The following is a 21074-nucleotide window of genomic DNA, read 5'->3' as shown; positions in this document are numbered from 1 at the left end:
GATCCGCAAGTATTTTTGCCGGGAGCGGCTCCGGATTATTTCGCCTCGAGCAGTTTCTGCCCTTTCTGGCGGATGGCGCTGGCGACCATCGGCTCGACGAAAGAGATGGCCGGCGGCAGGTTGACCTCGAAGATCACCTGGTCGTCCTCGATGATCACCGCGCCGTCGACGCCCTGGCCCATCGCCTTGACCGAGAGGTCCATGCGGTCTTCGTGCGGCCAGCTGGTGGCGACGTCGGCCATGCCGCCAGGGACGAACTGACCGATCTCGTGACTGCGCGAATGCAGGCGGCGGCGGACCTCGGCCTTGTCGAGATTGTGGGGAATGGGAACGCGCATCAGCTTTTGTCCTCGAGCCGGGGGCTGGTCTGGGCCCCTTCGCCGAATTTGTAATCGAGATAGCGATGCTTGATCGCCAAATCGTCGAGCGAGCCTTCGGCGAGCTGGCGGGTAATCGAATCGATCTCGTTGCTGATCTTGCCGAGGCTGTCGGTAAGCTGGGTATCGGGCGTCGCGCCGGCGCGCTCTTCCTTGCGCAGATGCGCCGGGATCCGCCGGTAGCTGTCGATCATCTCGGGCAGCTGTTCGCCCACCAGGCTGCGCACTTCGCGGGCCTTGGGATGGTTCTGGTCGAGCCCCTCCAATTGCAGGCCCAGCGCATCGAGCTGGACGCCCATCTCGTCGACGATGCGCGCGGCGGGCGGGGGCAGGGCGGGGCGCTGCGCCTCGAGCCACAATTCGGTGCGGCTGACCATCTGCTGGACATTGCCCTTGTTGATGTCGGCGCGCTTGGGCGTTTTCATCTTGGGGTAATTGCCGAGCACGCCGATCGCCACCACGCTGGCAACCACCAGCGCCATCACGCCGAGGAAGCCGATCCCGTCGATGATCATGCCGAGCACGCCCATGCCCACCCACAGCGCGAACAGCGCGATGGCGATATTGCGGACCTTCTTCATCAGGTGATCGCGTTTCACCTTGGCCGAACCCTCGCCGATGGACGGCGCGCGGCGGTGGCGACCGCCTTCGCGATTGTCGCGCAGCAGCGCCTTGCCTTCGGAAAGAATGCGATCGTTATCGCGAGTGAGGTCGTTCACTGGGCCAAGCTCCTCAGCCCTCGATGCTCAGCAGGCTGCTTTCGGAGACCTGCTTTTGCGCCTGCGCCTGGCCTTCGGCCCGCGCGATGTAGCCCTTCGATTTCTCGACCTCGTCGCTGAGCAGGTTGACCGTCTGCTTCATGCTGTCGAGCGCGCGCAGCTTGAAGCTGTCGACCTCGTCCATCGTATCGTAGATGTTCTGAAACGCACGCTGGAGCGTTTCGAGCGGGATGGTGCTGGCCGCGGCCTGCTCGTGGATCTTGCCCGTCTGGTCGCGCAGCAGGGTGCTGGTGGAATCGATGATGCCCGCGGTGGTATCGTTGAGCGCGGTGATTTGGCCCAGCACCAGCCGTTGGTTGGTCATCGCCTCGGCCACGGTCACCGCGGTGCGCAATGCGCCCACGGTGGTGGTGCTGGCGCGGTCCACGCCCTTGACCAGCTCGACATTGTTCTTCTTCACCAGGTCGAGCGCGAGATAGCCCTGCACGCTCACCGCCATTTGGGTAAGCAGGTCCTGCGTGCGCTGGCGGACATAGAACAGCGCGGTTTCGCGGATCGCCTTGGCCTTGGCCGGATCGGTCGCGTCGAGTTCGGCGGCCTTTTCCTCGAGCTTCCCGTCGAGCGAGTTCGAGATGTGGATCATCTGTTCCAGATTGCCCATCGCCTCCCACAGCTTTTGCCGTTCGACGTCGATCGCGGCATTGTCCATGATCAGCTCGTCCTTGCCGCTGGCGAGGTTGTTGAGGATCGACTGGATGTGCGTTTGCGCGCTCTGGTAGCTGCGGAAATAATTGGTTAGCTTGTTGCCGAAGGGGATGATGCCCAGGATTTTGCGCGGGCCCGACAGCTTGCCCCGCTTGCCCGGATCGAGATCCTCGACCACGCGGCGCAGTTCGGCGAGATTGGCGCCGACGCCTTCGTCCTTGTCCATCGCGCGCACGGGCCGGTCGAGAAAGCGGTTCGACATGCCCGCAGCGGCCATGATTTCCTTGCGGCCCATATTGGTCAGCTGGTCGACCTTCTTGCCGAATTCGGGCGAATTGGCATCTTCGGCGATGAGGTCCTCGACGAAGCCATCGACTTTCGATTCCAGCTTGCTCTTAACCTCCTCGGATACCGGTACGAGGCCCGCCGCCTTCTCCGGCTTTACCTCGGGCACCGGTTCGGGCGGTGTCAGGTCGAAGGCGGTTTCGGTGGCAGTGGCAGTCTGCGGTTTGGTATCGCTCATGGGCGCGGTTCTCTCCAAGCGGCTTCAATCCTGTATTAGGGTGGCAATACACGATCTTCAAGCGCGGTTGCGTGGGGTCGGGCGGATCATGCCGCGCCAGATGGCAATTGGGCAAGCCAATTCTCAGCGGGCCACCTTCCGGCCGTGAGCAAATATTCGCGCAGATTTCTCTTTGTCGAAAGGGGGTTAGTCGTCCGGCACGCGCCTAAAGACCGATCTCTTCGTGATCGGAATTGCCGCGCGCTTCGCGATGCGACGTCGGCGTCCCGCCGAATATCGGCGAGCGCGGCGTGGCCATGCAGACCCTGGCCAAGAATACGGGAGGTCGCGCGTAACTTTCAGCAGGGACCGGTCGGCCTGTCGATCGATCTCCGCGCGCGGGTGCAGGGCTAATCCGGCGAGGAATCCTCGCGCCGCGTGACGAAGCTGACTAGCGCCTCGATTATCTGACTGTAGCGTGCTGGCTTGTCGATGCAGACCCTGGCGCGGAAGGCTTCCGGCAGCAATTCGGGCTGGCATTGTGCGCTGACGAAGGCGAAGGGAACATCGTGCCGATCGAGCGCTTCGGCGATCGGCCAAACCAGCTCTCCGCCCAGATCGATATCGAGCAGCGCGGCATCCAGTTCCTCTTCCGACACCAGGCGCATACCTGTCGCGACGTCGAAGGCCGGGCCGACCGCCTTCGCCCCTACGTCCTCGACCAGATCGGTGATGTCATAGGCAAGGATCGGGTTGTCCTCGACGACCAGAACCCGCTTGCCTGGAAGATTGTGTGGCATCTTGGCGCCTATCAACCAGCTGGTGCGACCCGAGCGGTTATCGTCTTCAATACGCGAAAGCCCGCCGCGTTCCGCCGGAATTCGATTAAGAGCGGGTGATCCGCGACGAGCCGAGAAGCGTTTGAATTTCCTGACGCTCACTGTTGCCGAAAAGTATCAGGCAGCGAGATCCAGCGGCTGGATTTCGCCAGCGAGATAGAGCTTCTTCGCCTTTGCCCGGCTCAACTTGCCCGAGCTGGTGCGCGGCAAGGTGCGCGGCGGGACAAGTTCGACGACGCAGCTCATGCCGGTTACGCCGCGAACCTTGTCGGCAATCTGGTTGCGCAGCTTGATCCGTTCTTCGGGATCCGACACGCGGCAATGGACCAGCACGGCGGGTGCTTCTTCGCCATTGTCGGTGTCGACCGAGAAGGCGGCGATGTCGCCGTGGTTGAAGCCCGGCAATTGCTCGACCGCCCATTCGATGTCCTGCGGCCACAGGTTCTTGCCGTTGATGATGATCATGTCCTTCGCCCGGCCGACGATGAACAGATAGCCATCGCCCATGTAGCCCATGTCGCCCGTATCGAGCCAGCCATCGACGAGGCAGTCGGCGGTCGCCTCCTCATTGCGGAAATAGGAATGCATCACGCTCTTGCCGCGGCACCAGACCTTGCCGATCTGGTGATCGCCGCGTGGCTGGCCGTTCTCGCCGCGAATTTCGACCTCCATGCCCGGGATCGGCTTGCCGCAATTGACGATCGCGCGATAGCGCGCAGGCTTGGACAGGTCGCGCGGACGGCCCGACAGGCGCTCTTCCTCGACCAATTCGACGCGGATGCCCTCGCCCGGCGGCATGACGGTGACCGCCAGCGTCGCCTCGGCAAGGCCGTAGCTCGGGTTGAAGCTGCTCGCCTGGAAACCCGCATCGGAGAAGGCATTGACGAAGCTCTGCATCACGTCGGGCCTGATCATGTCCGCGCCATTGCCCGCCACGCGCCAGCGCGACAGGTCGAAGCGGTCGGCGACATGGCTCTGGCTGGAAATGCGCCGCGCGCAGATGTCGTAGCCGAAGGTGGGCGAATAGCTTAGCGTGGTGCCCTTGTTGCGGCTGATCAGGTCGAGCCAGGCCAGTGGGCGACGCGCGAAATGTTCGGTCTTGAGCAGATCGACAGACACCTGGTTGGCAACCAGCGACAGGAAGCAGCCCACGAGCCCCATGTCGTGATACCAGGGCAGCCAGCTGACCACCCGGTCGTTGGTGCCGATATCCATCGATTCGGCGTGGCCGCGCAGATTGTGCAGCAGGGCTTCGTGGGTAACGGCGACCCCGGTAGGGAAGCGGGTCGAACCGGACGAATATTGCAGATAGCAGATGTCGTCCGGCTGCGCTTCGGGGAGATCGACACTGGGCGCGGGACGCCGGGCGAAGTCTTCCCAGCTTTCCCCGTCGCAACCCTGACGATCGGCGGCAGCCTTGGCCATATCGGCGATTTCGCCCGGATAGATGAGGATTTTCGGGTCCGAACTCTGCAATTGCACCGAAAGCTGGTCGATATAGCTTTCCTTGCCGCCGAAAGTGGTCGGGAGGGGCAGGGGGACCGGCCAGGCGCCCATCAGCGTGCAGGCGCAGAAGAGCGCCGCGAATTCGGGACTGGTCTCGGCGACCAGCGCGACGCGGTCTTCCTTCTCGATGCCCATCTCGACGAGCCGGTAGGCTGCCTCGAGCGCGTCCTCGCGCATCTGGGCATAGGGGTAGATTCGCTCCAGTGTCCCGCGCATGTCATGGAAATTGAGGCCCTTCGCGCTACGCGCAGCGTAGTCGATGGCTTCGTTGAAGGTCGCGAAGTCCGAACGGCGGCGCGGCAGGTCGCAGTCGTTCGGCGTCGGCGTAAGTACGGCGTCGGTCATAATTATCGGCGATACCCGTGAATAGCTGGGGCCTTGCGGCCTCCCTCATTGCTTGATCTTGCGCGCAATCCGTAAGGTCGAGCGCTCTCCCGCGTTTCCCAATCTGAAAGGAGTGTGGCAGGAATATGGCCGATGGATGATGAACGCGCAACTTTCGGACGCACTCGCCGCCGGGCAAAACCGCTCGATCGTACGCGGCTGGAGGAGCTGGCAGTGGCCTATGTGGCGCGTTTCGCGACCAGCGCGGGCAAGCTCGAGGCCTATCTTCGGCGCAAGCTTCGCGAGCGCGGATTCGTCGAGGAAGAGGAGCCCGATGTCGAAAACATCGTCTCGCGATTCGTGGCCAAGGGCTATGTCGACGACGAGGCCTACGGACGGGCCAAGGCGAACGACCTTGCGGCACGAGGCTATGGCGCGCGGCGAGTCGAGCAGAATTTGCGGGCGGCCGGAATCGACGAGGGGCTGCGGCAATCGCTTGCGCCGGGGGAAGCGCAAAAGCGCAATGCGGCGCTGGTTTTCGCGCGCAAACGCGGCTTCGGCCCCTTCGAACAAAAAGCCGATGTCGCGCCCGATGATGCGCGCAAGCACAAGGAAAAGCGGCTTGCCGCATTGGTGCGCGCGGGTCATGAGTTCGAGCACGCCAGGCGCGTCGTCGAGGCGCGCAGCATCGAGGAACTCGAGGAATGGATCGCAGAAGCAAGAGAGGAAACGGATTGAGGGCCCTCGGCGCGCTCGCGGCGCTCGCCGTCGCAGTCGGTTGTTCGCCGCAGACGCAGGCCGGATCGCCTGCCGAGCAGGGCGTCGCGGCTGCGGAAACGGCCGCGGCCGAAGTGCATCCGGTGTCGGGCCTGCAAATCGCCCCGCTTACCGTGACCGCGGACGGGAAGCGTATCGAATTCGCGGTCGAGGTCGCGGACACGCGCGAAGCACAGGCGCGCGGACTGATGTTCCGCACCGAGCTGGGCGATTTCGAGGGGATGATCTTCCCCTATGACGGCACCACGGCGCAAAGCTTCTGGATGAAGAACACGCCGCTCCCGCTCGACATCATCTTTATCGGTCCCGACCGGCGCATCAGCAATATTGCCGCGATGACCCAGCCCTATTCGCTCGAATCGGTCTATTCGATCGGCCCGGTTCTCGGCGTGCTCGAATTGCGCGGAGGCCGCGCGGAGGAATTGGGCATCGAACCGGGCGATTTGGTCGAATGGTAAGTATCGAACTGGCTTGGCCCGCGCGCGCGAATCCGCTAACCGCGCGGCCATGAGCTTTCTCGGCAAGATCTTCACCTGGTGGAACGGCGCCACCATCGGCACCCACCTTTGGTCCTCGCGCAATGGCGAGCACGTCGGCACCGATGCGCAGGGCAACAAGTACTACCGCTCGAAAAAGACGACCGGCGACGGTCGTGAGCGCCGCTGGGTGATCTACGAAGGTTCGAACGATGCCAGCCGCGTGCCGAGCGAATGGCACGGCTGGCTGCATGGCGCCTTCGACGACGTTCCCGAAAGTCACTTGCCCCCGGCCCGCATCTGGGAAACCGATTACACGCCCAACGCTACCGGCACGGCGGCAGCCTATCGTCCGGCCGGTGCGCTCGAACGCGGCGGGCGGCGTGCCAGCGCGTCGGGCGATTACGAAGCCTGGTCGCCCGAGGCGTGACGATGCGCGGGGCGCATGCCCTCATTGGCCTCGCGCTGGTGCTGGGCGCATGCAGCGAGGAGGCAAGCGAGCCCGCCGACGCCGTCGAAACGACCATTCCCGAAGATTTGCAGCAGGGCGAAATGCCTGCGCAGCCCGCCGCCGAGGCGGGGATCGGTACGCCGATGGAGGAACGCGTCGCCACGCTGGGCCTGCTCAACAAGCGCAACAATGTCAGCCGGAACCTCGAGATGAGGCCCGGCGAACAGCAGCGCGTGGGCGACGTGATCGTGCGCCTGCAGGCCTGCGAGCGAACCGCGCCGTGGGAAATGCCGAAGGAAACCGGCGCCTTCGTCCAGGTCCTGGTCAAGGAACGGGGCACCGAAGACGATTTCCGCAAGATCTTTTCAGGCTGGCTGTTCAAGAATTCGCCCAGCCTCAATGTGGTCGAGCACCCGATCTACGACGTCTGGGTCAAGGACTGCGCGATGGACTTTCCAGGCGAGGAATAGGCGCCAAAACGCGCGATCACATCGGGCAGCGAGGCAGCCGGATAGCCGATGGCTCCGGCCAGCAAGGCCATGTATTTCTCTTGCGGGATCGCGACCGCGCCCATCCGCGCCAGGTGTTCGGTCATGAACTGGCAGTCGAGCAATGCATATCCCGCCTCGCGCATGGCAGCGACCAGCCAGGCCAGCGCGACCTTGCTGGCATCGGTCTGCCGGCTGAACATGCTTTCGCCGCAGAAGACGCGATCGAACCCCACGCCGTACAGGCCGCCGACCAGCTCGCTTCCCTGCCAGCATTCGATCGAATGCGCATGGCCGGCCATGTGCAGCGCATTGTAACTGGTTTCGATCCGATGGCTGATCCAGCTTTCGGCATGTTCCTCGCGTGGGGCCGCGCATTCGGCGATGACGCGCGCGAACGCTGTATTGCAGGTGACGTGGAAGCGATCCTGCCGCAGCACCTTCTTCAGGCTTTTCGACAGGCGGAAGCCGCCCAGCGGAATAATCGCCCGTTCACGTGGCTCGACCCAGTAGACTTCCGGGTCGCCGCGGTGATCGGCCATCGGGAAGACCCCGCCGCGATAGGCGCGCAGCAAAAGGTCGACCGGGATGCGGGAGGTGGCGGGGGCGTGCATTGCGGCACATCATATCACTTCGCGACGCCCGGCGATATGCGTCTTGCCAAGTGCAGGCGAGCCCATTAATGCGCGCCCTTCCTGCAGGGGTGTAGCTCAGCTGGTAGAGCATCGGTCTCCAAAACCGAGGGCCACGGGTTCGAATCCTGTCACCCCTGCCATTTCCCGCGCTTTCGGCGCTTGTGCGCCGCCGACGCCCGCCCTATCGCGCGAGGCATGACCGACAACAAAAGCGAACGCGACCTTTCGGATCGCAAATTCTACGCGGCCGACCAAGAGGCCGAATTCGGAAAAACCCTGCTGCACCAAACGCCGCAGACCGCGCATCCCGCCTATAGGCTGGCGTTTCAGGATACCGATTTCCTGCTGCGTGACGAGTTGCGTCCGGTGCGCTTCCAGCTCGAGCTGCTGAAGCCCGAAATGTTGCTCGACGAGGCGGGCGTGGGCTCGACTCTGGTCGTCTACGGTTCGGCGCGCATTCCCCCACCCGAGGCGGCCGAGACCGCGCTCGAAGGTGCCAAGGAACTGCCCGAGGATGAGTGCCGGGTGGTCGAGAATCTCGTCAAGAAAAGCAAGTATTACGCCGAGGCCTACAATCTGGCGAAAATCGCCTCGGAGAAATCGATCGTCGAGGAGGGTAAGCGCCAGTTCGTCGTGTGCTCGGGCGGCGGGCCTTCGATCATGGAGGCGGCCAATAAGGGCGCCAGCGATTCGGGTGCGGAAAGCATCGGTCTCAACATCATCCTGCCGCACGAGCAGGCGCCCAACAGCTATGTGACGCCCTATCTGTCGTTGAACTTCCACTACTTCGCGCTGCGCAAGATGCATTTCCTGCTGCGGGCCAAGGCCGTCGCGGTGTTCCCCGGCGGTTTCGGCACCTTCGACGAATTCTTCGAACTGCTGACGCTGATCCAGACGGGGAAGATGAAGCCCATGCCGATCCTGTTGTTCGGCAAGGAATTCTGGACCCGGGTGGTCGATTTCGAAGCATTGGCCGAGGAAGGCACGATCTCGAAGAAGGACCTCGACCTGTTCCGCTGGTGCGAAACCGCGGAAGAGGCCTGGGCGCATATCGCAGCCTTCTACGACCTCGATCGCTAGCTATCTTCTGCGGGCTTCAGCCGGCGCACCGCCTGCTGACCCAGCGGGCCGGAACCACTCCCGTAGCCGGGGGCGTTCTCGATCGCTGCATAGGTAAAGGCCCGTGCGATACGGATCGCGTTGACGAGCGGCTGGCGATGGCCGAGCATGGTCGCCAGCGCGCTCGATAGCGTGCACCCCGTGCCATGTGTATGCGTGGTGTCGATCCGCGCGTGCGCGAAGCTGGCGAGCTTGCCGGTAGGCGAAACGATCCGGTCGACCACCTGTGTTTCGTCGCCGGCATGGCCGCCCTTCGCGAGCACCTGCACGCCATGGCGGTCGGCGAGCGCCTTGGCGGCGTCGAATACAGCGTCATCGGGGATACCCTTGCGCCCCGTAAGAACTTCGAGTTCGGGCAGGTTGGGCGTGACGACGGTCGCGATTTCCATCAACCCGGCAAATCCGGCGATGGTCTCCTCATCTGCGAGAACCGATCCGCTGGTCGCGACCATGACCGGGTCGAACACGATCGGCCCGGCGAAGGTATCGAGACGTTCGGCCAGGAGCCGCGCGGTTTCGGGCGAGCCGAGCATGCCGATCTTGATCGCATCGGCGCCAATGTCGGCCAGGCAGCATTCTACCTGCTCGAGAACGAACCCGGGCGACAGCGCCTCGACCCCGCGCACTCCGAGCGTGTCCTGAGCCGTGACGGCGGTAATGGCGGTCATCGCATAGCCGCCGAGCATGGTGATCGTCTTGATGTCCGCCTGGATACCCGCACCGCCCGAACTGTCGGATCCGGCGATCGACAGGATGCGGGGAGGGGGCGTGTCGCTCATCCCTTGAATTTGCGCGTCGTGCTCGGCGGGAATTTCCCATGGAGCTGTTTCGCGCGAGTCGGACGGTCCATCAGTTCGCCGCCGCAATTGGGGCAGATGTCGTCGAGTTCCTCCGCGCACTCGGCGCAAAAGGTGCATTCGAAGCTGCAGATGAACGCGCCCGAAGCCTCCGCCGGGAGGTCGGTGCCGCACCGTTCGCAATCGGGGCGCATTTCGAGCATCAGGCAGCTTCCCTTACCGCATCGCAGATCCGGTCGACGACGTCCTCTATCTGGGCGGCGTCGTCGCCCTCGGCCATGACACGGATCAACGGTTCGGTGCCCGAGGGACGGATGACCAAGCGGCCCTTGCCATCGAGTTCTTGTTCGGCTTTCGCCACCACTTGTCGGACGGTCCCGTTCTCCAGCGGCTCGCCGCCCGAATAGCGCACGTTCTTGAGCAATTGCGGAACCGGATCGAATACGTGGAGCAGCTCGCTCGCCGGTTTGCCTGAGCGCACGAGACTGGCCAGCACGCGCAGCGCCGCCACCGTGCCATCGCCAGTCGTGCCGTGATCGAGCAGGATCATGTGCCCCGATTGTTCGCCACCGACATTGAATCCGCCGCCTTTCATACGTTCTAGAACGTAGCGATCGCCGACCTTGGTGCGTTCGAGCGAGAGGCCGATGCCGGCGAGATAGCGTTCGAGGCCGAGGTTCGACATAACCGTCGCGACGACACCGCCGCCCTGCAGGTCGCCACTCTCCTGTAGGCGAGTAGCAATCAGCCCCATGATCTGATCGCCATCGACCGTCTTGCCCTTCTCGTCGATCACGATCAGGCGGTCCGCATCGCCATCGAGCGCAATGCCGATATCCGCGCCTTCCTCGACCACGCGCGCCTTGATCGCATCGAGCGCGGTCGAACCGACCCCGTCGTTGATATTGGTGCCATTGGGCTCGACTCCCAAAGATATGACCTCCGCACCCAATTCCCAGATCGCGCTGGGGGCTACCTGGTAAGCCGCCCCATGAGCGCAATCGAGCACGACCTTGAGCCCGTCGAAGCGAATATCGCTCGCAACCGATTGTTTCACGGCATGGATATAGCGACCGCGCGCATCCTCGATCCGGCGCGAGCGGCCGATGCGTTCGGGCTCGACCAGCGGCGGCTCCTGGTCGAGCAAGCGCTCGATCTCCGCCTCGGCCTGGTCGCACAGCTTGAACCCGTCGGGGCCGAACAGCTTGATGCCGTTGTCCTGGAACGGATTGTGGCTGGCCGAGATCATGACACCGAGGTCGGCGCGCATTTCGCGGGTAAGCAGCGCGATCGCCGGCGTCGGCAACGGCCCGGTCATGATGACATCCATTCCCACGCTGGTGAATCCCGCTACCAGCGCGCTTTCCATCATGTATCCCGACAGCCGGGTATCCTTCCCGATCACCACGCGGTGGCGATGTCCGCCGCGCAGGAAATAGGCGCCTGCCGCCTGGCCGACGCGCATTGCGGTCGAAGCGGTCATCAAGCCTTCGTTCGTGCGGCCGCGAATACCGTCAGTGCCGAAGAATTTGCGTGCCATCGGTGGGATGTCTCCTTGTCCTGCACACCCCATGGCGCGAATGGCCTACGAATAAAAGACCGCCTTGCGCCCTTTTCGCGTACAATATCGCCGCTATGTGCAACCACGCGTCCGCACGGGCGTTAAGGACGCGAGTACGGAAGATTTCAACACCAACCCAAGAGGGGACTATCCATGGCTTTTGAGCTGATCGACCTGCCTTACGACGATACTGCGCTGGAACCCGCCGTGTCGGCAAAGACGCTGTCGTTCCACCACGGCAAGCACCACAAGGCCTATATCGACAAGACCAATGCGGCGATCGAAGGCGGCGACCTGGCCGACAAGAGCCTGGAAGAGGTGATCGCGGCCGCCCGCGGCAGCAACCAGGGCCTGTTCAACAATTCGGCGCAGAGCTGGAACCACGGTTTCTACTGGCATTCGATGGCCGGTTCGGAGACCGCTGCGTCGGACGAGCTCAAGAGCATGATAGACGATGCCTTCGGTTCGGTCGACGGGCTCAAGGAAAAGCTCGCCGAGCGCGGTGCCGGCCACTTCGCCAGCGGCTGGGTCTGGCTTGCGGTCAAGGGCGGTAAGCTGACGATCGAGGAAACGCATGACGGCGATACGCTGGCCGACCAGGACGGCGTCAACCCGTTGCTCGTGATCGATCTGTGGGAGCACGCCTACTACCTCGACCACCAGAACGCGCGCCCGGCCTATCTCGATGCGGTCAACGGCAAGCTGAACTGGAAGTTCGCGAGCGAGAACCTCGCGCGTGGCACGACCTGGCAGTATCCCGCCTAAGCCGGAACTCCGCCTGAAAAATCGAAACCCGCCGCCAGCGATGGTGGCGGGTTTTCTATTTGGGCGATGGCTCGGCGGTATCGTGATCGTCGAAGAGATTGGTGGCGAACAGCGGTTCGCCGAAGATGAATCCGACCAGATTCGGCCGCCCGATATGATCGAACAGAGCGGTCAGCATCAGCAGGATCGGTACGGAGAGAAGGGCGCCGAAGAAGCCCCAGATCCACGTGAAATAGGACAGGGCGATCAGGATCATCACCGGGTTCATCGTAAAGCGCGCGCCCAGGATCGAGGGCGTGATCATATTCGCCTCGATCGTATGCAGGGCCAGATAGGCGGCCGCCGGCACCAGGCCGAGCACGATCGTGTCGGCGGTGCCGATACCGAACAGGCCGAGCAGCGCGATCATCACGATCGGGCCGACATAGGGCAGGAAGTTGAGCAGCGCGGCGAGGCCGCCCCACATGATCGGCGCATCGACGCCGAGCGCCCATGCGCCCAGTGCCACGACCACACCCACCAGCGCGTTGATCCAGCCGACCGTCAGAATGTAGGCGGCGACCCGGTCCTGCACTTCGCGGATCACCCGAGCCGCCTTGATGCTGGTGCCGAAGCTTGCGCGCCCGAACAGCAGCCGCTGGCGCAGGCGCACGCGCGCCTCGATCATGAAATAGGCCATCAGCAGGGTGAGGATGGTCTCGATGATCAGGCCCGGCGTGGCAAAGGCGACCTGTTCCAGCAGGCTGGGCGCGGCCAGAACGACTTCGCGCGTGCGATCGTCGCTCATCAATGCCGCGAGCTGTTCGTTGATCGTCGCCACCCAGGCGAACCGCTCACGCAATTCTCCGAACCGTGCCATCACCCCCTGGGCCATGGCCGGCACGTCGTCGAACAGCGCGATCGCGGGCTGCAGGATCAGCGCCAGCGCGAGCAGCAGGATCGCGAAGAAGAACAAGAGCGCCGTGATCGAGGCGAGCGCATTGGGCAGGCCCCAGCCATTGAGCTTGTCTGCCAGCGGCGAAAGGATCACCGTAAGCACGAGCGCGGTGACGACGGGGAGGAACACCACCGATCCGATCGAAAGGACGAAGGGCAGCGCGAAGAACAGGCCGAGGCCGATCAGCAGCACGAGCGAGGAAATCAGCCGCAATTCCTGCTCGGCGAAGGCAAGCCTGCGCGACCGGCGGGTCTGTGCCGGGCGCGCGGTGTCTTCGGGAGGCTTGGTCTCGCTCATCAGCGCCTATCTGCCCTGCGCCGCGAATCGTGACAAGCGGCGAGCGCACCTCGATTTTCTAATTGCGGCTGCCACCCTGGCCTGCGGCGACATCGTCGAGTTCCTCGAGGATCGCGCGGTGTGCGGCATTGTCGTCGATCGAGCGCTTGGGAATATTCCCATCGGCAAGCATGGCGTTGAGCGCGGCGCGTGCGCGGCCCACGCGGCTCTTGATCGTTCCCACCGCGCAATCGCAGATCGTCGCTGCCTCTTCATAGGAGAAGCCGCCAGCGCCGACCAGCAGCAGCGCCTCGCGGCGTTCGGGCGGCAGCGTCAGCAGCGCACGGTGCATGTCCGACAGGTGGATCGGCTCTTCCTGACCGGCCGGCGCGGTCAGCACGCGCTCGGCGACCGTTTCGTCATATTCCCCGCGGAAGCGATTGCGACGCATATCGGTGAGATAGGCGTTGCGCAGAATGACGAAGGTCCAGGCGCGCATGCTGGTGCCGGGCTGGAAGCGTTCCTGCGCCGCCCATGCCTTGAGCAGCGTTTCCTGCACCAGATCGTCCGCCATGTCGGCGCGGCCGCACAGCCCGCGGGCGAAGGCGCGCAAGTGGGGAACCACTTCGGTCAGTTCGCGCTTGAAATCGGCCTTTTCGGAAGCCGTCCGTTCCTCGGCCGCCATCACTTCTTGGTGTCCAGCTGGTCGAGGAGGTCCTGGAAGCTGTCGGGCAGCGGCTCTTCTACGACCGAATCATAGAGACGCCGAAGCCCGCTCGCCCAGTCCGGATCCTTGCCCTTGCCGGGCGAACCCGAACCGGGGTGCGGACCGCCGGCGGGCACGCGCTGCGGATTTTTCGGAGTGTCGGAACTCATGGCTTGAAAGGTTATACCCTCTTGGTTTCCTGGCGCGGGTATGGTCCTGCGGCAGGAGTGTCGATCCCGGATGTGCTTCGCACAACGCACGTCTAGCCGGCAAGTTCCCGAATGCAACGCATTGGAACCAATCGCGCTGCGCCGCATACTATCGCATACTATGGGGCCGCATAAGTTTGCAGGGGCGATGAGCTGGTAGCCGAAGAACTCCAACGCAAAGGGCGCCGCAGGCGTTGGTTGATCGATTATCCGCGCGGAATTCCGGTGCTGATATTCATCCTCGTCACCGGCATCACGGTGCTGAGCGTCTTCGCCATCGAGCGAGGCGAAAAGCAGCGCGATGCCGCGGATGTCGCTCGCAAGGCGCAGGCGATGACTTCGGCGATCGAACGCCGGGCCTACACCAGCTCGGCCTATCTGCGCGCGGGCGCGGCGCTGTTGTCGACGCAGGACGATGTGACACCCGAACTGTTCCGCCGCTTCGTTTCGGAGCTGCGGCTCGATGCGAATTATCGCGGCGCCGAAGGTATCGGCTGGGCCCCCGTGGTCGAGGCCGAGGAACTCGCCGAATTCGAAGCGCGCCTCGGCATGAGCCGCGTGGAAGAACAATCGGTCTCTCCCTCTATCGCGGAACAGCCGCGCGATACGCTGACGCCGATCCTTTATCTGCAGCCCGACACGGTGCGAAATCGCCGGGCGTTGGGCTATGACATGTATTCCGAACCCGTCCGCCGCGCAGCGATGGACCTTGCTGCCGCCAACGACCGACCGACGGCGAGTGGCCCGATCGTGCTGGTGCAGGAGGGGGACGGCGATGCGGCCGGCTTCCTGATCTACATGCCGGTCTTCGAAGGCCTCAGCAGCTCGCGCGAGCTCAAGGGATTCATCTACAGTCCCTTCAACGCCGCGCAGTTCCTCGGATCGGCATCCGATCTGGTGAGCTATGAAGCCATCGCTTCGCGGCTGCTCGATGGCGAGGCGACGTCGCAAAACTCGATGGCGCAGACCGAAGCGTGGGTCGATGGTCGCTCGACGGTGACGCGCGAAGTGAACCTCGCCAATCGCCGGATGGTGCTCGAAGTGCAGTCGGCACGCGAGGATGGGCTGTCATCGATGTCGATGATCACCTTGCTGTTCGGCCTCGCCGTCGCCAGCCTCCTGATGCTCGTCTCGCGCCTGCTGACCCAGCAGAGCCTCGAAGACCGACGTGCGATCAGCTGGTTCGAAGAGCAGAATTCGATTCGCAACTCGTTGACCCGCGAGCTCAATCACCGGGTCAAGAACACGCTCGCCAACGTGCTGTCGATCGTCTCACTGACGCGCCGCCGGTCCGAAAACCTCGACGAATTCGCCGAAGGGCTCGACGGGCGGATTCGCGCGCTGTCGGCAACGCACGACCTGCTGACCCAGTCGGAATGGGGCACGACCCCCATCCGCTCGGTAATCGAAGTCGAACTGGCGCCCTATGCGCGCGACGCCGACCATCGGCTCGAACTCGACGGTCCGCATACCGAGCTCGCGCCCAACGATGCCCTATCGCTTGGGCTTGCAATCCACGAACTGGCCACCAATGCCGCCAAATACGGCTCGCTCAGCGTGTCGGGCGGTAGCGTTGCGGTGCGCTGGAGCCAGGTGAACGATACGCTGGCCAAGGTAGAGTGGATCGAACGCGGCGGCCCGCCCGTCTCGCGCCCGCAGCGCCGCGGGTTCGGCACAGATCTGATCGAGAAGATCGTCGCGCATGAATTGCGCCACCCCGTCGAACTCGAATTCCGCCCCGAAGGCGTGCGCTGCACATTGCTCGTTCCCGTGCGCGAGCCGAGCGAGTTCGAGCTTCGCCGCAAGGGGCCAGGCGGGCGCGGGCACTGAAGCGCTTCGCCCACGAAAAAGCCCGGACCGAACGGCCCGGGCTTTTGCATCTTACCAATATGCTTCGGAACGTGTCAGCCGAGCGGGCGGCTCGAGCCGAAGAACAGCGCCTGGCTGATCGCCGCGCGGACCGTCTGCTCCTGGAACGGCTTGGTCACGAGATAGGTCGGCTCGGGACGATCGCCCGTCAGCAGGCGCTCGGGATAAGCGGTGATGAAGATCACCGGCACGGAACTGATCGCGAGAATGTCGTCGACCGCGTCGAGGCCAGAGGAGCCGTCGGCAAGCTGGATATCCGCGAGCACGAGACCGGGGGTCTTTTCGGCGACCACTTCCTGCGCCTGCGTGCGCGTGGCAGCCGTGCCGCAAACTTCGTGGCCGAGCGAGGTCACGAGGTCTTCGAGCTGCATGGAAATCAGCGGTTCGTCTTCGATGATGAGCACGCTCGTCGTCGATTCGCGGTCGATCTCGGAAACCGCTTCCTGCGCCAGTCGCTCGATATCGTCGGCCGACATGTCCATGATCTCGGCGGCCTGATCCGACGAGAAATCTTCCAGCGTCGTCAGCAGCAGCGCCTGGCGGTTGAGCGGCGTGACCGATTTGAGGCGGTCCTGGGCCGCGCCTTCGTGCCCATCGCCGCCGACGGTTTCGGGCACATCCATATAGGCGCTCGACCAGACCTTGTTGAATGCCCGATAAAGCGGCACGCGGCCGCCTTCGAGCGATTGTTTGAGCTCGCTGTCGGCCAGAGCGGCTTCGAGCGTGGCACGGACAAACGCGTCTCCCGTAGCCTGCGATCCGGTCAGCGCGCGCGCATAGCGACGCAAATAGGGCAGGTTACGAGCAATTTGATCACCAAGCGACATTTAGACCCCTTCCTTAAGGTGCGCGCTTCTAACGTACTGCACGTGGTTAGGTTCCAAGCTCTCCGGCTGCAAGGCGCGGTTTGACAAACGCGTCTTTTCAGGCGCATCCACGCCAGCGAAACGTAGCCGAGAGGAGGCGAGAGCGTTGCACGAGATTGCCGATCCCATCGCCTGTCCGGCGTGCCCGCTTCAATCCTGTCCGGGGCTGCGCAAGCTGGAAGAAACCCAGCTCGCCTACATGCAGAAATTCAAGGACGGCGAAGTCTGGCTCGATCGTGGCGATGTGCTGATCGACGAGGGAATGCAGCACGAGCGCCTGTATACGGTCCTCGACGGGGTGCTGATCCGGTCGCGCTCTCTCGACGATGGGCGGCGGCAAATCGTGAACTTCATGTTCCCGGGCGACCTCATAGGCCTTCAGGGCGCTTTCGACGAGCCTTCGAGCCACACGATCGAGGCGCTGGTCGACGCGCGGTTGTGCCGCTTCCGCCGGGCCGACTTCGTGGAACTCGTGTCGGAGCATCCGAGCCTCGGCTACGACATAACCTGGCTCGCCGCGAAGGAGGAGACTGCACTCGAGGGACATATCGTCTCGCTGGGGCAGCACAACGCGCGCGAACGCGTGACCTATCTTGCGGTCTGGTTGCTGGACCGGGCGAAATCGACCTGTCTGGCCGACGACGACAATATCGTCTCTTTGCCGATCACGCAGGCACAGATTGCCGATATGCTCGGGCTCTCACTCGTCCACACCAACCGCACGCTGCGCCAGCTGCAGCGCGAAGGACTGGTCGAATGGAAATCGCGGGAAATCCACGTGCCGGACCCGGCCAAGGCGGCGGATTACGCGCAGTTCGATCGTGACAAGGACAAGTGCAGGCCCTTCATTTGAGGAGGTTTTGACCGGGCTCAAAAAAAATGTTGGTGGCCGGGAACCCTCTTTCTGGCAGCGCGTATCCTCTATGTCACCGCCGAGACCCCCCCTCCCGTCCAAGCGGCTGGTGATACGATCCCGAAAGGCCTCCGTTGCAATGCAACGGAGGCCTTTTTTCTTGGTGGTGACACGACTTTGGCGTGACGAAGGGGGCGGAGCGGACGAAAGCCTACCGTTCCTAAGCCAGGTCCCCTGCCGGGCGATCAGCGCAGGGCGCCGCGCAAACGCGAAATGATCCCGCGCCGTTTGGGCTGGCGCAACAATTCGACGAGCACTTCCGCGTCATACGGCTTTTCCAGGATACAGCCGAGCGCGGCCACGTCCGCGGGAATGTCTTGCGGCGCGCCGGTCGAGAAGATGATCCGCGGGCTGTCGGGGCCGAGCGTGCGGACGAGCTCGGCGATCGCCCATCCGTCATCGCGGTCGGCCAGGTGGACGTCGAGGACGATGACCTTGGGCTGCTCTTCGCGCAGGTGGCGCAGCGCGTCTTCGGTCGATGTCGAAAGCTCTACGCGTGCAACGCCTGCATCCAGCAGCGTCTGCTCGATCGTCAGGCCGAGAACCGCATCATCTTCGACCACCAGCACATGGGCCGGCAACTTCTCGCGCGCGGTGGTCTTGGGGTGTTGCGTCATCGGTTCCCGTAAGGATGGGCGGAAATCGCCTCGCATCTATCCGCCCAACGGAGCGGCTGCGCGGGCAGTTCCCGTTGCGTGCCGTTCTCCTGCGGACCGTGGCATTCTTGCGACAGCAGGCGCGGCTCAGCGGGCCAGCGGCTTTTGATAGATCGCGTATTCGCGATTGACGCTGCTCTCGATGGCATCGGCGATCGCCTTCATCCCCCGATTGTCATCGAGAATCCAGCCGATTTCCGCGCGCTGCGTGCCGTAAAGGCGGGTCGCAGTCTCGCGGATCTGGCTGATCATCATGAAGGCGAGTTGGCTGGCAAGGCGCGAATTGTGCAACTCTTTCAAGACGCCCATCAATGGCACGCGCATATCCGATCCCATAGGCTTGCGCATCCAGCGCAGCAGGTGAAGCCAGCCGAACGGGAACAGCTTGCCATCGACCTTGCGCAGCACGCCGTTCACGTCTGGGAAAGTCAGCATGAACGCGACCGGGCGACCGTCGAGTTCGGCGATCATGTTGATCTCCTCGTGAATGACGGGTTTCAGTTTCTTGCCGGCATAGGCGATTTCCTCGGGGGTGAAGGGCACGAAGCCCCAATTGTTCGACCATGCATCGTTGAGGATGGCGAGGATCACCTCGACCTCCTCGTCCCAGCGCTTCTTGTCGACCGTGCGCACGGTTATGCGCTCGTTGCGCTGGCCCGACTGAACGATGCGGCGCACCAGCGGGGGGAAATCGTGGGTGACGTCGAGGTCGTAGGTCAGCAAGGTCATGACACGCGCGTAACCCGCGCTTTCGATCCAATCCTGATAGGCTGCAGGGTGGTGGCCCATCATGATGAGCGGAGCGTGATCCTGGCCTTTGGTCAGCAGGCCGGGTTCTTCCCAGATCGACATGGAGATCGGACCGATGGCGCGGTCCATCCCTCGGTCGCGCAGCCAGTGTTCGGCTTGTGCGAGCAGCCGATGCGCGCTCGCCTCGTCCTCGGCGTCGAAATAGCCGAACATGCCCGCGCCGGGCCCGAAGCCCTGCTCGCGCGGCAATTCGAGCGCGAGGTGGTCGATATGCGCCGAAATCCGGCCCACCGGCTTGCCGCCGCGGCGTGCAACGAACAGCTGGTGCGAAGCGTGACCGAAAAAGGGATTCTTGCCCGGATTGACCAATTCGAGCTGCTCGGAGCGTAGTTGCGGCACGGCATGCGGTTCGCGCGCAGCGAAGGCACGGCCGATGTCGACGAACTCGGCGCGCCCCTTCTTGCCTTCGACCGGCTCGATCACCACATTTGCATCCAACATTCGCGCATTACCTTCGTTCAGCCTCGATTAGCCCTGTGTGCGCTAGCTGATCTTTGTCAAGGAAACGCGCGTCCACGATCACTATGATCGACACCGCGCGCTGTATCGCGCGTGCGTTTTCGGCTAGAGGCCTCCCAGGAATTTCGACCATGAGTGTGCAACAGACACAGATTTCGGCTGCCGACATCGTCTCGCGTCGCGACGCGGGATCGGGCTGGCATGCCCAAATTCCCGATGACAAGGCAATGCTGCGCGCCGCGCGCGACCTGACCAAGGACATCGCCGATCACCGTGCGGCAATCTACTGGCCCGACATGATCGGGTCCGCCGTGGTGGGCTATGCCTCGCTCGCGGGGGCCATTCTCGTCGATAGCGTGCCGGTCGCGATCGGGCTTGCGGTGATTTCGGTTCTCGCGCTCTACCGTGCGCTGTTGTTCATCCATGAAATCTCGCATTTCCGGAATGGCGCGCTGCCCGGCTTCCGCACCGCGTGGAATGCCTTCGTGGGCGTTCCCATGCTGACGCCGTCGTTTATGTACGAACAGGTCCACACGCTGCACCACAAGCGCACGCAATACGGGACCGTGGCGGATCCGGAATACCTGCCCCTGGCGCTGATGAAACCGTGGAGCCTGCCCGCGTTCGTGCTGATCGCCCTGCTGGCGCCAGCCGCGCTGCTGTTCCGGTTTGCGGTGCTGGTCCCCCTCGGCGCGATCATCCCGCCCATCCGCCGGCTGACCTGGCAGCGCCTCAGCGCGCTGGCAATCAATCCCGAGTTCCGCCGCCGCCCGCCCGAAGGCGATCTGCGTCCGCGTGTGGTGTTGCAGGAAGTCGGCGGCATGCTGTGGAGCTGGGCGCTGATCGGCAGCGTCTTCGCTTTCGGCTGGAAACCGCTGCTCGTCGCCTTCGCGGTGGCTTCGGTCGTCGCGCTGCTGAACCAGCTGCGTACGCTGGTCGCCCATCTTTGGGAGAACGAGGGCGAGGCGATGACCGTTACCGCGCAGTTCCTAGACAGCGTCAATGTCCCGCCGCCCGGCATGATCGCCGAACTGTGGGCGCCGGTGGGCCTGCGCTATCATGCACTGCACCATCTGATGCCATCGATGCCCTATCACTCGCTGCCCGAGGCGCACCGTCGCCTGGTCGCCGAGCTCGAAGCGGATTCGAGCTATCACGGCGCCAATCACGCAGGGATGGGCGTACTGGTCGCGCGGATTGCGCGGAATACCATGCGGTAGTTCGTTGCGTGCGGTCGGGACATCCGTCCCGACCTTGCGGCGGCACCAGCCCACTCCCCCACCCGGCCACCCACGGCACGGTATTCTATGGGTGGCCGGGTGGGGGAGTGGG

Annotated in this window: 24 protein-coding genes and 1 tRNA gene; 10 read left to right on the top strand and 15 right to left on the bottom strand. The window is 63.7% G+C overall.

The genetic code is table 11. The features are described from left to right. Positions 1 to 35: 35 nt before the first annotated feature. From ASS64_RS13065 to ASS64_RS13045, 5 genes are all read right to left on the bottom strand, one after another. A complete protein-coding gene (locus tag ASS64_RS13065; protein WP_067695377.1) occupies positions 36 to 338 on the bottom strand; it encodes a polyhydroxyalkanoic acid system family protein in 303 nt (100 codons plus the stop codon). After that, positions 338 to 1096, bottom strand: a complete 759-nt coding sequence (locus tag ASS64_RS13060; RefSeq protein ID WP_067695374.1) for a hypothetical protein — start codon at positions 1094 to 1096, stop codon at positions 338 to 340. Before ASS64_RS13060 ends, ASS64_RS13065 begins: the two co-directional genes overlap by 1 nt. A gap of 13 nt (positions 1097 to 1109) precedes the next feature. Beyond that, positions 1110 to 2324, bottom strand: coding sequence for a toxic anion resistance protein (locus ASS64_RS13055; protein WP_067695371.1), 1215 nt, complete (start codon positions 2322 to 2324; stop codon positions 1110 to 1112). Between the two features lie 389 nt (positions 2325 to 2713). Next, entirely contained in the window at positions 2714 to 3103 is a 390-nt protein-coding gene (locus ASS64_RS13050) for a response regulator (RefSeq protein WP_157075193.1), read from the bottom strand. A 156-nt stretch (positions 3104 to 3259) separates the two neighbouring features. Beyond that, positions 3260 to 4993 carry a fatty acyl-AMP ligase gene (locus tag ASS64_RS13045; protein ID WP_067695364.1) on the bottom strand — a complete coding sequence of 578 codons (1734 nt, stop codon included), beginning with the start codon at positions 4991 to 4993 and terminating at the stop codon, positions 3260 to 3262. A 132-nt stretch (positions 4994 to 5125) separates the two neighbouring features. Between ASS64_RS13045 and ASS64_RS13040 the strand changes: the two genes are divergently transcribed. Genes ASS64_RS13040 through ASS64_RS13025 form a run of 4 tightly spaced genes read left to right on the top strand, consistent with a single transcriptional unit; the run spans position 5126 to position 7146 of the window. Further along, complete coding sequence (locus tag ASS64_RS13040; protein WP_067695361.1) at positions 5126 to 5710, top strand: regulatory protein RecX; 585 nt, start codon at positions 5126 to 5128, stop codon at positions 5708 to 5710. Then, positions 5707 to 6207 carry a DUF192 domain-containing protein gene (locus tag ASS64_RS13035; protein ID WP_234002406.1) on the top strand — a complete coding sequence of 167 codons (501 nt, stop codon included), beginning with the start codon at positions 5707 to 5709 and terminating at the stop codon, positions 6205 to 6207. The genes ASS64_RS13040 and ASS64_RS13035 overlap by 4 nt, the downstream gene beginning before the upstream one ends. A 49-nt stretch (positions 6208 to 6256) precedes the next feature. Continuing rightward, on the top strand, positions 6257 to 6655 hold the full coding sequence (locus ASS64_RS13030; RefSeq protein WP_067696165.1) for an NADH:ubiquinone oxidoreductase subunit NDUFA12: 399 nt from the start codon (positions 6257 to 6259) through the stop codon (positions 6653 to 6655). Between the two features lie 2 nt (positions 6656 to 6657). After that, positions 6658 to 7146, top strand: coding sequence for a DUF2155 domain-containing protein (locus ASS64_RS13025; RefSeq protein ID WP_067695357.1), 489 nt, complete (start codon positions 6658 to 6660; stop codon positions 7144 to 7146). On the opposite strand, the gene aat is transcribed toward ASS64_RS13025, so the two are convergent. After that, positions 7095 to 7778, bottom strand: coding sequence for a leucyl/phenylalanyl-tRNA--protein transferase (gene aat / locus ASS64_RS13020; RefSeq protein ID WP_067695355.1), 684 nt, complete (start codon positions 7776 to 7778; stop codon positions 7095 to 7097). The two genes, ASS64_RS13025 and aat, sit on opposite strands and share 52 nt — an antisense overlap. 85 nt (positions 7779 to 7863) lie before the next feature. On the opposite strand from aat, the gene ASS64_RS13015 reads away from it, so the two are divergent. After that, positions 7864 to 7939: transfer RNA gene (locus ASS64_RS13015), tRNA-Trp, on the top strand. 55 nt (positions 7940 to 7994) lie between these two features. Beyond that, entirely contained in the window at positions 7995 to 8879 is an 885-nt protein-coding gene (locus ASS64_RS13010; protein WP_067695352.1) for an LOG family protein, read from the top strand. On the opposite strand, the gene thiD is transcribed toward ASS64_RS13010, so the two are convergent. Genes thiD through glmM form a run of 3 tightly spaced genes read right to left on the bottom strand, consistent with a single transcriptional unit; the run spans position 8876 to position 11255 of the window. Continuing rightward, positions 8876 to 9697: a bifunctional hydroxymethylpyrimidine kinase/phosphomethylpyrimidine kinase gene (thiD, locus tag ASS64_RS13005; RefSeq protein ID WP_067695349.1), complete on the bottom strand. Its 822-nt coding sequence runs from the start codon at positions 9695 to 9697 to the stop codon at positions 8876 to 8878. The two genes, ASS64_RS13010 and thiD, sit on opposite strands and share 4 nt — an antisense overlap. After that, the gene (locus ASS64_RS13000; RefSeq protein WP_067695346.1) at positions 9694 to 9918 is read right to left on the bottom strand and encodes a DUF1272 domain-containing protein; all 225 of its coding nucleotides are present in this window, start codon (positions 9916 to 9918) and stop codon (positions 9694 to 9696) included. Before ASS64_RS13000 ends, thiD begins: the two co-directional genes overlap by 4 nt. Beyond that, positions 9918 to 11255: a phosphoglucosamine mutase gene (glmM, locus tag ASS64_RS12995; RefSeq protein ID WP_067695344.1), complete on the bottom strand. Its 1338-nt coding sequence runs from the start codon at positions 11253 to 11255 to the stop codon at positions 9918 to 9920. The genes ASS64_RS13000 and glmM overlap by 1 nt, the downstream gene beginning before the upstream one ends. Before the next feature lie 174 nt (positions 11256 to 11429). Between glmM and ASS64_RS12990 the strand changes: the two genes are divergently transcribed. Continuing rightward, entirely contained in the window at positions 11430 to 12041 is a 612-nt protein-coding gene (locus ASS64_RS12990; RefSeq protein WP_067695338.1) for a superoxide dismutase, read from the top strand. A 55-nt stretch (positions 12042 to 12096) separates the two neighbouring features. Here the strand turns inward: ASS64_RS12990 and ASS64_RS12985 are convergent, their stop codons facing one another. Genes ASS64_RS12985 through ASS64_RS12975 form a run of 3 tightly spaced genes read right to left on the bottom strand, consistent with a single transcriptional unit; the run spans position 12097 to position 14130 of the window. Continuing rightward, a complete protein-coding gene (locus ASS64_RS12985; RefSeq protein WP_067695335.1) occupies positions 12097 to 13275 on the bottom strand; it encodes an AI-2E family transporter in 1179 nt (392 codons plus the stop codon). A gap of 58 nt (positions 13276 to 13333) precedes the next feature. Further along, the gene (locus tag ASS64_RS12980) at positions 13334 to 13939 is read right to left on the bottom strand and encodes a sigma-70 family RNA polymerase sigma factor (protein WP_067695332.1); all 606 of its coding nucleotides are present in this window, start codon (positions 13937 to 13939) and stop codon (positions 13334 to 13336) included. Then, entirely contained in the window at positions 13939 to 14130 is a 192-nt protein-coding gene (locus ASS64_RS12975; RefSeq protein WP_067695329.1) for a NepR family anti-sigma factor, read from the bottom strand. The genes ASS64_RS12980 and ASS64_RS12975 overlap by 1 nt, the downstream gene beginning before the upstream one ends. A 237-nt stretch (positions 14131 to 14367) precedes the next feature. On the opposite strand from ASS64_RS12975, the gene ASS64_RS12970 reads away from it, so the two are divergent. After that, positions 14368 to 15999: a CHASE domain-containing protein gene (locus tag ASS64_RS12970; RefSeq protein WP_234002405.1), complete on the top strand. Its 1632-nt coding sequence runs from the start codon at positions 14368 to 14370 to the stop codon at positions 15997 to 15999. 74 nt (positions 16000 to 16073) lie between these two features. On the opposite strand, the gene ASS64_RS12965 is transcribed toward ASS64_RS12970, so the two are convergent. Next, positions 16074 to 16865, bottom strand: a complete 792-nt coding sequence (locus ASS64_RS12965; protein WP_067695326.1) for a response regulator — start codon at positions 16863 to 16865, stop codon at positions 16074 to 16076. A 145-nt stretch (positions 16866 to 17010) separates the two neighbouring features. Here ASS64_RS12965 and ASS64_RS12960 point away from each other — a divergent pair, with 145 nt between their 5' ends. Beyond that, positions 17011 to 17757: a Crp/Fnr family transcriptional regulator gene (locus ASS64_RS12960; RefSeq protein WP_067695323.1), complete on the top strand. Its 747-nt coding sequence runs from the start codon at positions 17011 to 17013 to the stop codon at positions 17755 to 17757. A 245-nt stretch (positions 17758 to 18002) separates the two neighbouring features. Here ASS64_RS12960 and ASS64_RS12955 read toward each other — a convergent pair whose 3' ends face one another. Together ASS64_RS12955 and ASS64_RS12950 are read right to left on the bottom strand one after the other, a co-directional pair. Next, a complete protein-coding gene (locus ASS64_RS12955) occupies positions 18003 to 18434 on the bottom strand; it encodes a response regulator (protein WP_067695320.1) in 432 nt (143 codons plus the stop codon). A 126-nt stretch (positions 18435 to 18560) separates the two neighbouring features. Next, the gene (locus tag ASS64_RS12950) at positions 18561 to 19724 is read right to left on the bottom strand and encodes a hypothetical protein (RefSeq protein WP_067695313.1); all 1164 of its coding nucleotides are present in this window, start codon (positions 19722 to 19724) and stop codon (positions 18561 to 18563) included. 149 nt (positions 19725 to 19873) lie between these two features. On the opposite strand from ASS64_RS12950, the gene ASS64_RS12945 reads away from it, so the two are divergent. Then, complete coding sequence (locus tag ASS64_RS12945; protein WP_067695311.1) at positions 19874 to 20962, top strand: fatty acid desaturase; 1089 nt, start codon at positions 19874 to 19876, stop codon at positions 20960 to 20962. The last annotated feature ends 112 nt before the right edge of the window (positions 20963 to 21074 follow it).

The organism is Erythrobacter sp. AP23 (assembly GCF_001542855.1).
Taxonomy (GTDB): Bacteria; Pseudomonadota; Alphaproteobacteria; order Sphingomonadales; family Sphingomonadaceae; genus Qipengyuania.
Note: the sequence above shows the minus strand (reverse complement) of the source record. Positions and strands in the feature narration are given on the sequence as shown.

Coding starts and splice junctions, on each gene's coding strand:
- ASS64_RS13025 (WP_067695357.1), top strand. CDS start 6,658: ATGCGCGGGGCGCATGCCCTCATTGGCCTCGCGCTGGTGCTGGGCGCA.
- ASS64_RS13065 (WP_067695377.1), bottom strand. CDS start 338: ATGCGCGTTCCCATTCCCCACAATCTCGACAAGGCCGAGGTCCGCCGC.
- ASS64_RS12980 (WP_067695332.1), bottom strand. CDS start 13,939: ATGGCGGCCGAGGAACGGACGGCTTCCGAAAAGGCCGATTTCAAGCGC.
- ASS64_RS12950 (WP_067695313.1), bottom strand. CDS start 19,724: ATGTTGGATGCAAATGTGGTGATCGAGCCGGTCGAAGGCAAGAAGGGG.
- glmM (WP_067695344.1), bottom strand. CDS start 11,255: ATGGCACGCAAATTCTTCGGCACTGACGGTATTCGCGGCCGCACGAAC.
- ASS64_RS12965 (WP_067695326.1), bottom strand. CDS start 16,865: ATGTCGCTTGGTGATCAAATTGCTCGTAACCTGCCCTATTTGCGTCGC.
- ASS64_RS13030 (WP_067696165.1), top strand. CDS start 6,257: ATGAGCTTTCTCGGCAAGATCTTCACCTGGTGGAACGGCGCCACCATC.
- ASS64_RS13050 (WP_157075193.1), bottom strand. CDS start 3,103: ATGCCACACAATCTTCCAGGCAAGCGGGTTCTGGTCGTCGAGGACAAC.
- ASS64_RS13000 (WP_067695346.1), bottom strand. CDS start 9,918: ATGCTCGAAATGCGCCCCGATTGCGAACGGTGCGGCACCGACCTCCCG.
- ASS64_RS12975 (WP_067695329.1), bottom strand. CDS start 14,130: ATGAGTTCCGACACTCCGAAAAATCCGCAGCGCGTGCCCGCCGGCGGT.
- ASS64_RS13055 (WP_067695371.1), bottom strand. CDS start 2,324: ATGAGCGATACCAAACCGCAGACTGCCACTGCCACCGAAACCGCCTTC.
- ASS64_RS13040 (WP_067695361.1), top strand. CDS start 5,126: ATGGATGATGAACGCGCAACTTTCGGACGCACTCGCCGCCGGGCAAAA.
- thiD (WP_067695349.1), bottom strand. CDS start 9,697: ATGAGCGACACGCCCCCTCCCCGCATCCTGTCGATCGCCGGATCCGAC.
- ASS64_RS12945 (WP_067695311.1), top strand. CDS start 19,874: ATGAGTGTGCAACAGACACAGATTTCGGCTGCCGACATCGTCTCGCGT.
- aat (WP_067695355.1), bottom strand. CDS start 7,778: ATGCACGCCCCCGCCACCTCCCGCATCCCGGTCGACCTTTTGCTGCGC.
- ASS64_RS12955 (WP_067695320.1), bottom strand. CDS start 18,434: ATGACGCAACACCCCAAGACCACCGCGCGCGAGAAGTTGCCGGCCCAT.
- ASS64_RS12990 (WP_067695338.1), top strand. CDS start 11,430: ATGGCTTTTGAGCTGATCGACCTGCCTTACGACGATACTGCGCTGGAA.
- ASS64_RS13010 (WP_067695352.1), top strand. CDS start 7,995: ATGACCGACAACAAAAGCGAACGCGACCTTTCGGATCGCAAATTCTAC.
- ASS64_RS13045 (WP_067695364.1), bottom strand. CDS start 4,993: ATGACCGACGCCGTACTTACGCCGACGCCGAACGACTGCGACCTGCCG.
- ASS64_RS12985 (WP_067695335.1), bottom strand. CDS start 13,275: ATGAGCGAGACCAAGCCTCCCGAAGACACCGCGCGCCCGGCACAGACC.